Annotated in this window: 16 protein-coding genes; 9 read left to right on the plus strand and 7 right to left on the minus strand. The window is 70.8% G+C overall.

From position 1 onward, the window contains the following. Positions 1–30 precede the first annotated feature (30 nt). Positions 31–450 (minus strand): aspartate 1-decarboxylase, encoded by a 420-nt coding sequence (gene panD, locus OHA99_RS03300; RefSeq protein WP_365554602.1) that lies wholly within the window; start codon positions 448–450, stop codon positions 31–33. 662 nt (positions 451–1,112) lie between these two features. Between panD and OHA99_RS03305 the strand changes: the two genes are divergently transcribed. Next, positions 1,113–1,418 carry a barstar family protein gene (locus OHA99_RS03305; protein ID WP_405693909.1) on the plus strand — a complete coding sequence of 102 codons (306 nt, stop codon included), beginning with the start codon at positions 1,113–1,115 and terminating at the stop codon, positions 1,416–1,418. A gap of 91 nt (positions 1,419–1,509) precedes the next feature. On the opposite strand, the gene OHA99_RS03310 is transcribed toward OHA99_RS03305, so the two are convergent. From OHA99_RS03310 to OHA99_RS03330, 5 genes are all read right to left on the minus strand, one after another. Next, complete coding sequence (locus OHA99_RS03310; RefSeq protein ID WP_153176746.1) at positions 1,510–1,872, minus strand: hypothetical protein; 363 nt, start codon at positions 1,870–1,872, stop codon at positions 1,510–1,512. 386 nt (positions 1,873–2,258) lie between these two features. Further along, on the minus strand, positions 2,259–2,570 hold the full coding sequence (locus tag OHA99_RS03315) for a sulfurtransferase TusA family protein (RefSeq protein WP_164381391.1): 312 nt from the start codon (positions 2,568–2,570) through the stop codon (positions 2,259–2,261). Continuing rightward, positions 2,567–3,829, minus strand: a complete 1,263-nt coding sequence (locus tag OHA99_RS03320) for an MFS transporter (protein ID WP_405693913.1) — start codon at positions 3,827–3,829, stop codon at positions 2,567–2,569. The genes OHA99_RS03315 and OHA99_RS03320 overlap by 4 nt, the downstream gene beginning before the upstream one ends. 96 nt (positions 3,830–3,925) lie before the next feature. Then, positions 3,926–5,032 carry a flavin monoamine oxidase family protein gene (locus OHA99_RS03325; protein WP_405693916.1) on the minus strand — a complete coding sequence of 369 codons (1,107 nt, stop codon included), beginning with the start codon at positions 5,030–5,032 and terminating at the stop codon, positions 3,926–3,928. Between the two features lie 141 nt (positions 5,033–5,173). Then, on the minus strand, positions 5,174–6,202 hold the full coding sequence (locus OHA99_RS03330) for an alcohol dehydrogenase catalytic domain-containing protein (protein ID WP_405693919.1): 1,029 nt from the start codon (positions 6,200–6,202) through the stop codon (positions 5,174–5,176). A 128-nt stretch (positions 6,203–6,330) separates the two neighbouring features. Here OHA99_RS03330 and OHA99_RS03335 point away from each other — a divergent pair, with 128 nt between their 5' ends. The 5 genes from OHA99_RS03335 (at position 6,331) to OHA99_RS03355 (ending at position 9,696) form a co-directional block, all read left to right on the plus strand. Further along, positions 6,331–7,218 carry a LysR family transcriptional regulator gene (locus tag OHA99_RS03335; protein ID WP_405698885.1) on the plus strand — a complete coding sequence of 296 codons (888 nt, stop codon included), beginning with the start codon at positions 6,331–6,333 and terminating at the stop codon, positions 7,216–7,218. Positions 7,219–7,349: 131 nt separating this feature from the next. After that, positions 7,350–7,631: a hypothetical protein gene (locus OHA99_RS03340; protein ID WP_153176751.1), complete on the plus strand. Its 282-nt coding sequence runs from the start codon at positions 7,350–7,352 to the stop codon at positions 7,629–7,631. Positions 7,632–7,640: 9 nt separating this feature from the next. After that, positions 7,641–8,174: a DinB family protein gene (locus OHA99_RS03345; protein ID WP_405693923.1), complete on the plus strand. Its 534-nt coding sequence runs from the start codon at positions 7,641–7,643 to the stop codon at positions 8,172–8,174. Between the two features lie 97 nt (positions 8,175–8,271). Next, positions 8,272–8,799 (plus strand): carboxymuconolactone decarboxylase family protein, encoded by a 528-nt coding sequence (locus tag OHA99_RS03350; protein ID WP_153176753.1) that lies wholly within the window; start codon positions 8,272–8,274, stop codon positions 8,797–8,799. A 114-nt stretch (positions 8,800–8,913) separates the two neighbouring features. Beyond that, complete coding sequence (locus OHA99_RS03355; protein WP_405693927.1) at positions 8,914–9,696, plus strand: SDR family NAD(P)-dependent oxidoreductase; 783 nt, start codon at positions 8,914–8,916, stop codon at positions 9,694–9,696. Between the two features lie 194 nt (positions 9,697–9,890). Here the strand turns inward: OHA99_RS03355 and OHA99_RS03360 are convergent, their stop codons facing one another. Continuing rightward, positions 9,891–10,112, minus strand: coding sequence for a DUF5959 family protein (locus tag OHA99_RS03360; protein WP_405693930.1), 222 nt, complete (start codon positions 10,110–10,112; stop codon positions 9,891–9,893). Between OHA99_RS03360 and OHA99_RS03365 the strand changes: the two genes are divergently transcribed. From OHA99_RS03365 to OHA99_RS03375, 3 genes are all read left to right on the plus strand, one after another. Beyond that, entirely contained in the window at positions 10,111–10,512 is a 402-nt protein-coding gene (locus OHA99_RS03365) for a hypothetical protein (RefSeq protein WP_153176755.1), read from the plus strand. The two genes, OHA99_RS03360 and OHA99_RS03365, sit on opposite strands and share 2 nt — an antisense overlap. Positions 10,513–10,833: 321 nt before the next feature. Continuing rightward, positions 10,834–11,556 carry a hypothetical protein gene (locus OHA99_RS03370; protein ID WP_405693933.1) on the plus strand — a complete coding sequence of 241 codons (723 nt, stop codon included), beginning with the start codon at positions 10,834–10,836 and terminating at the stop codon, positions 11,554–11,556. 219 nt (positions 11,557–11,775) lie between these two features. Continuing rightward, entirely contained in the window at positions 11,776–12,816 is a 1,041-nt protein-coding gene (locus tag OHA99_RS03375; RefSeq protein ID WP_366471465.1) for a substrate-binding domain-containing protein, read from the plus strand. Positions 12,817–12,949: the final 133 nt, after the last annotated feature.

A 12,949-nucleotide genomic window follows, 5' to 3' on the forward strand; every position in this document is an offset into this window, starting at 1 on the left:
GGTCAGTACATCGGCACGTACGCCGGTGCGTCAGGCCGACACGGCCTGAGGGCTGCGTTCCTGGTCCGACCCCGGTACCGGCTCGGACGCGTCGGCTCCCAGGGCGACGATACGGTTGTCGCCGTCCACGTGCACGACCCTGGGCTTCAACGCCCGCGCCTCGGCATCGTCGACCTGGGCATAGCTGATGAGGATCACCAGGTCACCGGGGTGCACGAGGTGAGCCGCGGCCCCGTTGATCCCGATCACCCCGGACCCGCGCTCCCCCTCGATGACGTACGTCTCGAGCCTGGCCCCGTTGGTGATGTCCACGATGTGCACGAGCTCACCGGGCAGTAGATCGGCGGCGTCCAGCAGATCGGCGTCGATGGTCACCGAGCCGACGTAGTGCAGGTCGGCCTGGGTGACGGTGGCACGGTGGATCTTGGACTTGAACAGAGTACGCAGCACTTGGGACTCCTCTGAGACGGCTCCCTGCCTGCTTCCTGCAGGTCAAGGGCGTTCTCGACTGTACACCGGCACGCGCCGAGCGATGCTTGTGAGGAACATCGCTCCGGTCGGGCGATACGGGCCCTCACTTGGGCTTTCGTGCCGTCACCGACGCCTGCTCAGGCAATCCTCCGGGAATGCCCGCCGACTCATGCTGACCGAACGCTGACTCACCTGATTGACCATCAGGCGGGCGGGAGCCCCCTCCGCACACACTGACGACGTGCGTCCACGCGTCACCGACCCGTCGGGCACCGACATCGCCCAGGTTCATGGAACACAGTCCGTTCGGCCATCGCCCGGTCGGCGCTCGGCCGTCCCAGAAGCCGGCTCGCTGCCTGCCGCCTGCCCGAGCCCCTCGACAATGTGGAACTCGCGAGCCGGAGGCTCGGTACGAACCGACCCGGCCGACGACGCACGGACCGCTTCGGCCCTGAGGGCGGAAGCGGGCACGGACCCGGCTGCCGACGTTGCTGCAAGCGCCGGCGAGCAGCAGGACTGAGTGCTCGGGACGCGAAACGCGGATCTCCCAACGGATCCCGCGGGCGGCGGAACCAGTGCAGGTTAGGGACTGCCTCGGTGAACCGTTCTCGGCAGGTTGAGGGGGTGGTTACTCTGCTGTGGTGCCGAAGAAGACGGAAACGGAGCTGGAGGTAGACCTACGAGGTCGGTCGCTCGAGACCCTCGATGACTTCTGGGACGCCATCGCCGAGCCCTGCGGGCTGCCGGAGTGGTTTGGCCGGAACACCGAAGCTTGGCGCGACACCATTCAGACACGAGGCATCTCCGATGTCATCGACAGCTACGACGTCTTGGTCGTCCACGTGGACAAGCGCGGAGTCTTCGCCGTCCGGAATCGTGAAGCTCGCGCCCTGCGGAGCTCGTTCGCGGGGCGGCAGTCGCGGCTGATCGTGCACGAGCCATCCTGATTGCGCAGTGAATGGGTTTCCCGATATCAGCGGCGGGCCCAGATCAAGATGGGGATGTCGGCGAGGAGACGCTCGTGGAGCGGAGTGAGCTTCACGCGGCGGTCGTGTCTGCCGGAGCGGTGCGGAGCAGCTCGGGGAAGGCGTCCTCCCAGACCTCGCGGATGTAGGGACTGATCAAGCGCCGCAGCACGGGCCACTGCTCGGCGAGCAGCCGGTGGTGCAGGAGGGTCACCACGTCCTCGCGCAGCCCTTCGGCGAGGACGGTCCGGTAGAGCGTCATGCGGGACTTCGGACGGTCCAGGCTGTAGCTCGTCCGCCCGGACCAGACGATGTGGAGCGGCAGGTCCACGTTGCCCTCGGCGGGACCGGCCAGCTCCTGCAAGCGCTCGGGCAGCCGGCTGCGGTAGCGGTCCCGCAGGACCTCGGCGCGAGCGGCGGTGATCGTCGTGTCCATGCATTCAGTATCACTGCTGGGAGGCGACGGCATGTCGGATACGGGGGTTTCCTGTCGTAGGTACGGGTCGGGCAGCCGCCCGCCCTTCCCTCGAACATCTCACCCAGGGCGCGCTTGGCGCATCATCGCCTACCCGCGCAAACCCCCAGGTGGCGCGGCAACCGGCTGCCCTGCAAACCGGGGACCGGCCCGCCCGACGCGGCCTGCTGCGGCACACCCTCTGCCTTGAGCATTCACCACCGCTTGACTGCCGAGTGGCTGACCTACCGCCACCGCCGCTGGCCGGCCCCGACGGACCCGCATTTGCTGGTCAGCCAGACCGCCATGCACTACGTCGGGACCACCCACCCGAACGCACGGCCAAGCCACCGAGATGAGGTGAGCCTTCAGCCTCCCGGGTCATCCGCATGCCACGGTGCGCCTGCTCGGACGGGGCGCGCACCGGCAGCGATCCGCAGTGCGTACACGGGCACATCGGCGGAGTTCGGCACAGGGCCGAGGTAGTGGTGGCCGGTCATGTGGCACCAGGCGGGCAGGTCGAGCGGGGCGGCGGGGTCGGTGGCGACGACGTGCACGACGGTGCCCGGTTCGGCGCCGTCGATGTCCTTGCGCAGGCGGAGCAGGAGTGTGACGCAGAGCAGGCCGGTGCCGTCGACGGTGAGGTCGGGGTCGGGGGTTTCGTGGTTGGTGGCGTTCATCGGCGGCGGGCGGTGGCGGCGACGGCGGGCAGCAGGGCGAGGGAGAGGGCTCCGCCGGTGAGGGCGAGGGCGGGGTAGCTGGTGGCGGCGACCATGATGCCGGAGGTGATGCCGCCGGTGGCGCCGGCGATGGCGATGGAGACGTCGACCAGGCCCTGGGTCTTGGCGCGGGTGGCGAGCGGGACGGTGTCGGTGATGATCGCGGTGCCGGAGACGAGGCCGAAGTTCCAGCCCAGCCCCAGCAGGGCCAGGGCGAGGGCGAGGAGTGCGACGGAGTCGCCGGGGGCTGCGGCGGCGAGGAGGCCGGCTGCCAGGAGGGTGGTGCCGGACGCCGCGGCGATCTTCATGCGGCCGTATCGGTCGACGAGCCAGCCGGTGAGTGGGGAGGGCAAATACATGGCCCCGATGTGGATGCCGATGACGAGGCCGGAGGCGGCGGTGGAGTGGCCGTGGTCGTGCATGTGGACCGGGGTCATCGTCATGATCGCGACCATGACGAGCTGGGTGAGGATCATGACGAGGGCGCCGAGGACGACGCCTCCGTGCGCGCCGGTGCCGGCGTCACCGCCGTCGGCGGCCGGGTCGGTCGCGGCGTCGGCCTCCTTGGCCCGGGCGACGGTTCGGGCCAGAAGCAGCGGGTCGGGGCGCAGCCAGAGGGCGAGGACGAGGGCGGCCAGCGCGTAGGCGGCACCGGAGATGACGAAGAGTCCGGCGAGGTGGGGGATGCCGAGGTGCTCGGCGAGGGTGCCTGCGGGGGCGGCGAGGTTGGGTCCGGCGACGCCGCCGAGGGTGGTGGCGACCAGGACGGTGGACACGGCGCGGGCGCGGTGGCCGGGCGGGGCCAGGTCGGCTCCGGCGTAGCGGGCCTGGAGGTTGGTGGCGGTGCCGGCGCCGTAGACGAACAGGGCGAGGAACAACAGCACGGGGGTGTCCAGGACGGCGGCGACGATGACGCCGGCGGAGCCGATGGCGCCGGTGAGGTAGCCGGTGGCGAGGCCGGGGCGGCGGCCGCGGGCCTGGGAGATACGGCCCACGGTAACGGCGGTGAGGGCGGAGCCGGCGGTGAACAGGGCGCTGGGCAGTCCGGCGAGGCTGGTGGTGCCGAGCATGTCCTGGGCGAGGAGGGCGCCGACGGTGACGCCGGCGGCGAGACCCGCGCCGCTGAGGATCTGGGAGGCGACCAGGACGCGCAGGATCCGCCGCTGTGCTTGGGCGGGGTCGGATATGAGTCCCGGGGCGGTGGGTGCGGCGTTGGTCATCTCTCTCCTGGTGTGTGAGGAAGCCGGGCATTGCCGGGGAGCGCAAGGCCGGACGCGGTGAGTCGTACGGGTTCCGTGAGGCGTCCGACCGGTGGCCTACCTGCCGGGGGCGGTGGCGCCCGGCGCGATGTCGTCCGCGTCGGAGGCCGCGAGGACGGTCCGCGCCGCGCGTTGTCCGGCGGCCAGGGCGCCTTCGATGTGTCCGGCGTGATCGGTGGCCGTCTCGGTCGTCGCCCAGTGCAGCCGGCCGTCGAGAGCCGGCCGCTGGTAGAGGGGGTGGCCGAAGAGCGAGTAGTCGGCGAGACGCTGCACGGTGGACGGGGCGGTCCACTCCTCGGTGCTCCAGTCCTGCACGTGCAGGGCGAGGGGGGAGGCGGCGGCCGGGCCGAAGAGCCGGGCGAGCTGGGCGGTGACGGCCTGCTCGAAGCCGGGGCGGACGGTGCGCGCGTGGGCGAAGCCGAACAGCGCGGCGGGCTCACCGCCGGGCCCGGACATGTCGTGGATCTCCTGCAGCGGGCCGGTCCGGCTGAACGCCGCACCGGCCAGACCGTCCTCGCGCCAGAACGCGGTCGGGTAGTGGGCGACGACCTTGACGGCCGCGCCCATCCAGACCGGGGTGGACCGGGCCAGGCGTACGAGGTCGGCGGGAAACGCGTTGGGGAAGTCGATGCGCTCCAGTGCGAGGGCCGGGGGGACGGCCAGGATGACGTGCCCGGTGTGGAGCGTGCCGGTGGGGGTGAGCACGTCGAGGCCGCCGCCTTGGCCGCCGGGGTGGACGGCGGTGACGGGTGTGCCCAGCCACAGGGCCCCGGCGGACAGTCCGGCGGCAAGGGCGGTGGCGAGCCTGTGCGCACCGGTGGCGAAACGGCGTGACGGGGCGTCGATCAGGTTGCCGGTGAGACGGCGGGTGCCGGTGGTCTCCTGGAGCATGGTGTCGCCGGAGAGGTGCTGCTCGAAGGTGGCGATGTTGCTGCGGGCGGCCAAGGTCCGTACGCGTTCCTCGCCGTCCCAGAACCAGGTGGCTCCCAGGTCGAGGGCCCGCTCGGGGTGCGCGGTGGGGACGGAGAGCAGGCGGCCCCCGACGCGTTCACGGGCCTCCAGAACGATGACATCGCGGCCGGCGGCGTGCAGCACGGTGGCCGCGGCCAGTCCGGATGCGCCGGCGCCGATGACGACGACGTCGTGGGTTTCCTGGTGGGGCATTGTGGCTCCGTTCTGCGCAGACTGAACCCCCGCGGTCGTCGGTGGTTGCGGGCATCGGGTGAAAGACAGGGCGGAGTGCCGCGCGCCGCGTGGCCGGGGCGCGCCGCGTGGCCGGGGCGCGCGGCGTGGCCGTGGGTCCCGCTACTCGCCGCCGGAGGTGTCCAGGACGATGCGGAAGCGGGGAGCGCCGGAGCGCAGCCGGGTGACGGCATCGTCGGCCTTCTCCAGCGGCATCCGTTCGATCATCGGCCGGACACCCGTGATGACGGCGAAGACCATGGCTTCTTCCGTCTCGCGCGGGCTGCCGGTCAGGTGGCCGGTGAGGGTGTGGCCGTGCATGACCAGCCGGGCCGCCGGGACGGTCACGGATCCCGCGTCGACGCCGACGAGGGTGAGCTGCCCATGCGTGCGCAGACCGGTGAGCAGTTCGTCCACGGGGGCGGTGGAGGAGGCGGTGCAGACGATGAGGTCGGCGCCGCCGAGCTCCTTCAGGGCGGCTCCGGGCGCTCGGGCGTCGCTGTCGACGTAGTGGTGGGCGCCGAGCTCACGGACGAGGTGCTCTCGGTCGCCGCCGCGTGCGACGGCCACGGTCTCGTACCCGAGCTTCGCGGCGAACTGGACGGCGAGGTGGCCCAGGCCGCCGATCCCGAAGACGGCGACCCGTCCTCCGGCGCGGATGCCGGCCTTGCGGATCGCGTTGAAGGTCGTCACCCCGGCGCAGCCGAAGGGGGCGGCGTCGAAGAGGTCGAGGCCGTCGGGGATGCGGGCGAGCGCGTCGGCGGGGACGGTGATGCTCTGCGCCCAGCCGCCCGGGTAGGACAGGCCGGGGATCCTGCGTTCGGCGCAGTGGACGACGTCGCCCGTGCGGCAGTACGCGCAGTGTCCGCAGCTGCCTCCGAACCAGCCGATGGCCACCCGGTCGCCGGCCGCCCAGCCCTCGACCGTGTCGCCGGTCTCGGCGATGACACCGGCGACCTCGTGGCCGGGGGTGACGGGGAAGGGGGTGTCCTCTCCGGTGGCTGCGGCTGTGCCGATGTCGGCGTTGCACACGCCGCTCGCCACCACCGATACGCGGACCCACCCGGCAGGAGGCGGGACCGTCTCGGCCGCCTCCGGGTGCAGAGGCCCGCGGGGCTCGGTCACGACCACGGTCATGGCGCTGTCCGACATGGTGCCTTCCGTTCCGAACGATGATGCTCATAGCTGCTGGTTATGCTGAATTGGCGGGAGACCCACCGTAGGCAGAGAAATCGCAGCCGGGTAGAGGACATCAGTGAATGGAGTGATAAGCCGTGGCTATGGCAACGGAACGCCTTAATCTTGAGGGGCTCCGCTATGCCCAGGCGGTGGCGGAGACCAAGTCGTTCAGCGCCGCCGCGAGAGCGTACGGGGTGACGCAGCCCGCGCTGTCGAACGGGATCGCCAAGCTGGAGGAGCGCCTGGGCGGCAAGCTGTTCGAGCGGTCGCCGCGCGGCGTGACGCAGACCGCGTTCGGCGTCAGGATCCTACCGCTGATCGAGCGGGCCCTGGCCGCGCTCGACGCCGTCGGGGCGGAGGCCCGGCGCCTGACCGAATCCGGTGAGCAGAAGATCCGCATGGGCGTCTCGCCGTTGATCGGCTCGCACCTGGTCGCCCGCGCGTTCAGCATGGTCCAGGGCCTTCCCACGCCGAGGGACCTGGTGCTGCGCGAGGCGAACATGCAGGAGCTGCGGGAATGCCTGCTGGCCGGCCAGCTCGACATCATCCTGATCCCGGCCGTGGCGGCGATGCCCCGCTTCGAGCACCGGGTCATCGACGTCGAGCCGATGGTCGTCGTCACTCCCGACACGGCGGAGGCAACCCCCGTCGAACTCGCGGAGGCCGGCAAGGAGCAGTTCATCCTCGTCCCCGACACCTGCGGCCTGACCACCTTCACCACGCAGCTCTTCCAGGCGCACGAGATGCCGCTGAACACCTATCCGGGCGAGGCCGCCAGCTACCGGGTCCTGGAGGACTGGACGAAGCTCGGCCTGGGCTCGGCGATGGTCCCCCGCTCCAAGCTCACCTCGCCCGACGTCTGCCACCGCCCCCTGCACGACCAGGGCCGCGAAGTGCAGATCTCCTTCGAAGCGGTCTGGAGCGCCGACTCCCCGCTCGCCGAGGACCTGCTCCGCCTCGCCGACAGCCTCGCGGCCGGCCACTCCTAGGCCATACGCACTGCTTATATCCCGATTCAGCGAAGTCCTCTACCGGACCTCGACGGGAATGCCTAACGTGGCAGGCACGTTGCGGAAATCGCCGCATCGCTCCCTCCCTGTCAATCGAGTGAGGCATAACCATGGCGTATCTCCAGATCACCTTGCGGGTCGACCCGGCCCACCGCGCCGCGGCCGCGGGCGTGTACGAGAAGTACAAGCAGCCGTTCCTCGACACCGTCCCCGGCGCCACCAGCAAGGAACTCCTCCTCCGCGACGAGGACGTCCAGGTTCTCCACGGCTTCCGGGGCGTCGCCGACGCCAAGGCATACCTGACCAGCGAGTTGTTCACCCGCGACGTCGTCGGCGGCCTCTCCCCACTGCTGAAGGCCGACCCAGACGTGCGCGTCTACGACATCGCCTGAGGCCCGGTCGTGCACGAACTCACCGCGCTGCTGCGCGAATACGACCGCGCCCGCGCCTACACCGATGAGCTGTGGAAAGACCTCAGCCCGGACGAGGTGACCTGGCGACCGCACGAGGACTCCAGCGCGATTGGCTGGCACCTGGGCCATCAGGCCCACGTCGCCCACTTCATGATCCGCAACCTCACCGCCGCCGAGCCCAGCCCCGACCCGGAGCTGGACGGGCTCATGGACTCGGCGAATCCGGAGAAGTTCCGCGGCGCGCTGCCCACCGTCGAACGGCTCACCACGTTCCGCGACACCGTCGCCGAACGCGTGCACGCCCGCATCGGTGACATCGCCGCCGGCCGGGTCGGCGCCCCCACCCAGCTGACCATCGTCGCCGATCACCTGCTGGTCGCGCTCATCAACCACGAGTACCAGCACGACCAGTGGATCAGCGAGGTCCGCGCCGACAACCTCGGCCACGCGCTGCCGCCCGACCCGGCCTCGGACTGGCTCAGCCGCGTCGACGGCTACCTGGTCTGCAATCCCTACGCCTGAACGCCTGCACCTCTGTCCCGGTGAAACCGGCAGCGATTTCGTCACCGGCACGACCCGATCCTTCATCGTGGGCCGGTGCACCATCAAGGAGCACAACGTGAGTGATGTGCGAGTCACCCCCTGGCAGGACGACAGTCTCCCCGCGCCCCCGCCCGACCTGCTCGCGGGAATGAAGGCGCGCAGGCCGGGCGGTGAGCTGATCGGTATCGACCGTGTCCTGCTGAAGAGCGTTCCGCTCGCAACAGGATGGAACGGGCTGCTGGGCCGGGTCCGCGCCGAGTTCGACCTGCCGCTGGAGTACCGCGAACTGATCATGCTGCGCGTGGCCGTGCTCAACCGCGCCGAGTTCGAGTGGGGCGTGCATCACCCGGCATACCTGCGGGCGGGTGGCACGGAAGAGAAGTGCGAAGCCCTCAAGGGAGATGCCGCGGACAGCGGCCTCTTCGACAAGGAAGAGCTCGCCCTGCTCGCCCTGACCGATCAGTCCACCCGACAGGTCGAAGTCGATGGCGACGTCATCGAAGAGGTCAAGCGCCTGTTCGGTGAAGCCCGGACGGTCGAAGCGGTCGCCACCGTCGCGGCCTACAACATGGTCTCGCGCTTCCTGGTCGCACTGGCCATCTGACACCTCCGGGCGGGGGAGGCCAGAGGACAACCGGGCACCGTGGCTACCGGCCCCCACGGCCAGCCCGGTTGCTCCCCGCCCCCCTCACGACACCACCTGAAACAGGAGCACCACATGTCCAGCAACACCCTCGACTTCACCGGCCAGAAGGTCATCGTCATCGGCGGCACCAGCGGCATGGGCCAGGCCGTCGCGGTCCGCGTCCTCGACGCCGGCGGCACCGCCGTCGTCACCGGCCGCACCCAGTCCAGCGCCGACCAGGCCGCGACCGCCCTGTCCTCCCACGGCACGGTTGTCGGCCTGGCCGCCGACCTCACCGACCCCGCGGCCGTCGACCGCCTGCGCACCACCCTCACGGAGGAGCACGCCGACGCCACCCTGCTGGTCAACGCCGCCGGCGTCTTCGCCCCCAAGCCCTTCCTGGAGCACACGGCCGCAGACTACGACCGCTACCAGGACCTCAACCGCGCCTTCTTCTTCCTCACCCAGACCGTCGCCGCCAACATGATCGGGCGCGGCGCGAAGGGCGCCATCGTCAGCATCGGCTCCATGTGGGCCCACCAGGCCGTCGCAGCCACCCCCTCCTCCGCATACTCGATGGCCAAAGCCGCCCTGCACTCCCTGACCCAGCACCTCGCGATGGAACTCGCCCCGCACGGCATCCGCGCCAACGCCGTCGCCCCCGCCGTCGTACGCACCCCGATCTACGAAGAGTTCATCCCCAGGTCGGAGATGGACTCCGCGATGGACGGCTTCGACCCCTTCCACCCGATCGGCCGCACCGGCACCGCCGACGACGTCGCCGCCACCGTCGCCTTCCTCCTGTCCGGCCAGACCGACTGGGTCACCGGCGCCATCTGGGACGTCGACGGCGGCGTCATGGCCGGACGCAACTGACCCGCGGAGTACCTGTCGCAGGCACTCGCCGGCTGCTACACCGTCACCCTTACCGCCCCGGCTTCCGCTCGGGACATCGAGATCGAGGAGTACCGCCTGGAGCTGGCCGCCCTCGTCGAAAACCGCCTCGAGAGGCAGGGGCAGGTCGTCGCGGGGACCCGCACGGTGACCATGGACCCGCCCGGACTCATCCTCTACGACCACCTCCGGCCGTCGCACTCGCCCGTGAGCTGGACGCAGATGGACGGCCCCCTGCTCATCTCCATCCAGGCCACGTCTTCCCCGGCGTCGAGCCGGTCCAGCACGTTGGCCCAGCTCTCCAGCCTCGCAAGGTACAAGTGGATACGACCGGACACGAAAAGGCTGTCGACCGGATCCGGTCCCCTCCTCCGATCAGGCCTAGGATTGCCACTCATGGGCTGCCTCACCGATGATCTGCCGTTGCTGGAGTTGCTGTGCGCCGCTGACGAAGTGCGGGTCCCTGGCGAACTCGAGTCGTCGCTCCCGCACGAGAACGCTCCCGACGCGGTGGTGGACGCCTACACGATCGACGGCGGCCGGCTACTTCTCACTCTTTGGCGCGGCCGGCTGCATGAGGTGATCTACCAGACCCCGGCGGAGTCCGCGGAGGACGCGTCGCGGCGCAATGACCGACTGTTCGCGCACTACGGACAGGGCGACGGCTGGACCGAGATTCTCGACAACGGTTTCGGCAAGACCTATCGCCGTGCCGATCAGCAGCAGTACGCGTTGTGGAGCTACACGATGGACGTCGCGACCTTCGGCACGATGGACTTCCATCAGGTCAAGTGGTAGCCAGTCGACTTCGGCGCCGTCGGAGACGACGGCGCCGAAGCGAACATCTGCCAAGCAGGACGCTTCTCCGGCTGAGGCCGCCGGACGGGGGCGTTCGGGGTCTGCGTCGGGCCGGTCGGAGATATCCACGACAAGGCGTTGACCATGGCCCCCGCCCGGTGGACCACCCCAGGGCATCGCCCACCGCTCAACCGAGGAACAGCGCACGTGGTACGTCGAAGCCATAGCAGCAATCCCCGTTCAGTCGTCGTCCTGACCTCGGGTACGGACTGGGGCACCCGTGCCGCCGGGCAGCGGCGGAGCAGTGGGGCCGAGTCCCCCATGCCCAAGCGGCAGCCCGCGAAGATCAAGGCCTTGCAGCAGACCGTCAAGGTGGCCCGCGCAGCAATCAGCACGAAGCACTGGAACGAGGCGCGTTACGCGCTCAGCCGCGCCCGCGCCCTCACCAACGCGCTTCCCGCCAACCTGACCGTTCAGGAACGCGAGCAACTCTCAGCGCTCCGGAAGAAGTACGCGGCGCGCAACACGCCGGCCGCGAAGAACGCCAAGCAGGCGAAGGCGACACCGGCCAAGAGTCCGGCCGGCAAGAAGGCTGCCCCGAAGAAGTCCGCGGCGAAGAGCGCCGCCCAGCAGTCGAAGCCCACGCCTGTGCGCGAACTCGGTGACCGTTTCATCAACCGTGCGTCCCTCGGCTACGGCGGCGTCGCCGTTGTCCCGCGCGACGCGCGGAGGAGCAGAAGGGGTGTCGCCGCCGGCGGATCGGCAGGCCTCGTCCAAAGCGCGGGTGGCAGCCGTGGAGAGGGGCTTGAGCTCCATCGTGCCTTCGGGCCCGTCCAGCACGACTGCTCCGACGAACCTGGACGGACTCCCGTCCCGAAGTGCGGTGAGGGGGCGGCGCAGTTCCATGTGTTCGATCTTGAAGGTGCCGCGCCACAGGAGGAGACGTTCAGCGGTCAGTGCGCCGTGGAACCGAAGGGTGGTGAACAGCAGATCGACCCGTTCGGCGGGAGCCAGACGCCTCAACAGCTGTTCGTCCTGCGGTGAGTTGCTCGTCCAGCCGCTCCCACGGAGGGCGGCAGAGGTGCGTGGGTCGCTGCGGAGACTTGACACCGGATCATCTTGCATCAGGTCCCGGCGCCCAGCGTAGGCCGCGGCCCGGACGCGTGGACAGGAGTGGCTCGTCGGCCGGTGCGACCAGCGGGTCGACGCGTCGGCGAAGATGGTCTCGTCCACCGTCCACGCCAGCGAGGAGTCTTCGCGCAGATGGTCACTTCCGCCCCCGGTCCGCGGCCGCCGACGATCGCCGACGTCGCGCGCCTCGCCGGTGTCTCGCGTACGACCGTGTCGCACGCCCTGAACGGACTGGGCAAGGTCGATCCCCGGACCCGGGAGCGTGTCCGGCAGGCCGCGGCGGAGCTGGGATACCGTCCCAACCTGCGGGCGCAGCGGCTGCGGCGGGGGCAGGCGAAGGCCATCGCGCTGGCCTCCTCCATGCCGTTCGCGGTGGCGGGCGGGCCCTCGCGGCTCGGGTTCTACATGGAGGTCGCGGCGGCCGCAGCCGAGAGCGCCCTGCTGCACGACTACGCCCTCGTGCTCGTACCGCCCGTGCAGTCGGGTTCCGCGCTGTACTCCGTGGACATCGACGGAGCCATCGTGGTCGAGCCGGAGACGGACGACGCGGCGGCCGCCCAGTTGCGTGAGCGCGGGCTGCCGTACGTGGCGCTGGGCCGGCCCGTCGCGCCCGACGAGGACGTCCCCTACGTCGATCTGCGCGGTGGCCTGGTGGCCGAGTTGCTGCTCGATCATCTGCGTGCACGGGGGGCGGAGCGGCCGGCGCTGATCGTGGGATCCGGTTCCCGGCATTCGTCCGTCGACGCGCTCACCGCCTACGAGCGGGCCGCCGACCGGTACGGCTGGGAGCAGGTCGTGGCGCGCGTCGTGGAGTCGGGGGGCGAGCAGGCCGGGTACGACGCCTGCGCCGCCCTGCTCGCCGAGCACCCGGAGACCGACGCCGTCTGCGCGCTCGTCGACGCCTTCGCGGTGGGCGCGGTCCGGGCCATCCGGGACAGCGGGCGGACCGTGCCGGACGACGTCATGGTCGTCACCCGCTACGACGGCCTGCGCGCCCGCACCTGCGAGCCGCCGCTGACCGCGGTCGACCTGCATCTGGACCGCGCCGCGTCCGACGCGGTGGAGCTGCTCCTGGCCCGGCTCCGCGGGGACACGGCCACCGCCTCGGTGACGGTGTCCCCGCCGCCACGGGTGATCGCCCGCGCGTCGTCGGCGCGGGCGATCGGGACCTGACAGGGGGCGGGGCGGCAGTCCGGTACAAGCCGGGGGTCCACACGGGACGGCAGCCCGACGCAGGTCGGGGCCCGACCCGGACGGACCCGGACGGGCCATCCCGGGCCATCCCGGGCCAGCCCGGTTCAACCAG

This window comes from Streptomyces coelicoflavus, from assembly GCF_045041415.1.
In the GTDB taxonomy this organism is placed as follows: Bacteria; Actinomycetota; Actinomycetes; order Streptomycetales; family Streptomycetaceae; genus Streptomyces; species Streptomyces coelicoflavus.

Excerpts from the sequence above, each read along its gene's own strand:
- OHA99_RS03375 (WP_366471465.1), top strand. The coding sequence starts at position 11,776 with ATGGTCACTTCCGCCCCCGGTCCGCGGCCGCCGACGATCGCCGACGTC.
- OHA99_RS03320 (WP_405693913.1), bottom strand. The coding sequence starts at position 3,829 with ATGACCAACGCCGCACCCACCGCCCCGGGACTCATATCCGACCCCGCC.
- OHA99_RS03315 (WP_164381391.1), bottom strand. The coding sequence starts at position 2,570 with ATGAACGCCACCAACCACGAAACCCCCGACCCCGACCTCACCGTCGAC.
- OHA99_RS03335 (WP_405698885.1), top strand. The coding sequence starts at position 6,331 with ATGGCAACGGAACGCCTTAATCTTGAGGGGCTCCGCTATGCCCAGGCG.
- OHA99_RS03360 (WP_405693930.1), bottom strand. The coding sequence starts at position 10,112 with ATGAGTGGCAATCCTAGGCCTGATCGGAGGAGGGGACCGGATCCGGTC.
- OHA99_RS03310 (WP_153176746.1), bottom strand. The coding sequence starts at position 1,872 with ATGGACACGACGATCACCGCCGCTCGCGCCGAGGTCCTGCGGGACCGC.
- OHA99_RS03325 (WP_405693916.1), bottom strand. The coding sequence starts at position 5,032 with ATGCCCCACCAGGAAACCCACGACGTCGTCGTCATCGGCGCCGGCGCA.
- OHA99_RS03330 (WP_405693919.1), bottom strand. The coding sequence starts at position 6,202 with ATGTCGGACAGCGCCATGACCGTGGTCGTGACCGAGCCCCGCGGGCCT.
- OHA99_RS03355 (WP_405693927.1), top strand. The coding sequence starts at position 8,914 with ATGTCCAGCAACACCCTCGACTTCACCGGCCAGAAGGTCATCGTCATC.
- OHA99_RS03370 (WP_405693933.1), top strand. The coding sequence starts at position 10,834 with ATGCCCAAGCGGCAGCCCGCGAAGATCAAGGCCTTGCAGCAGACCGTC.
- OHA99_RS03340 (WP_153176751.1), top strand. The coding sequence starts at position 7,350 with ATGGCGTATCTCCAGATCACCTTGCGGGTCGACCCGGCCCACCGCGCC.
- OHA99_RS03365 (WP_153176755.1), top strand. The coding sequence starts at position 10,111 with ATGGGCTGCCTCACCGATGATCTGCCGTTGCTGGAGTTGCTGTGCGCC.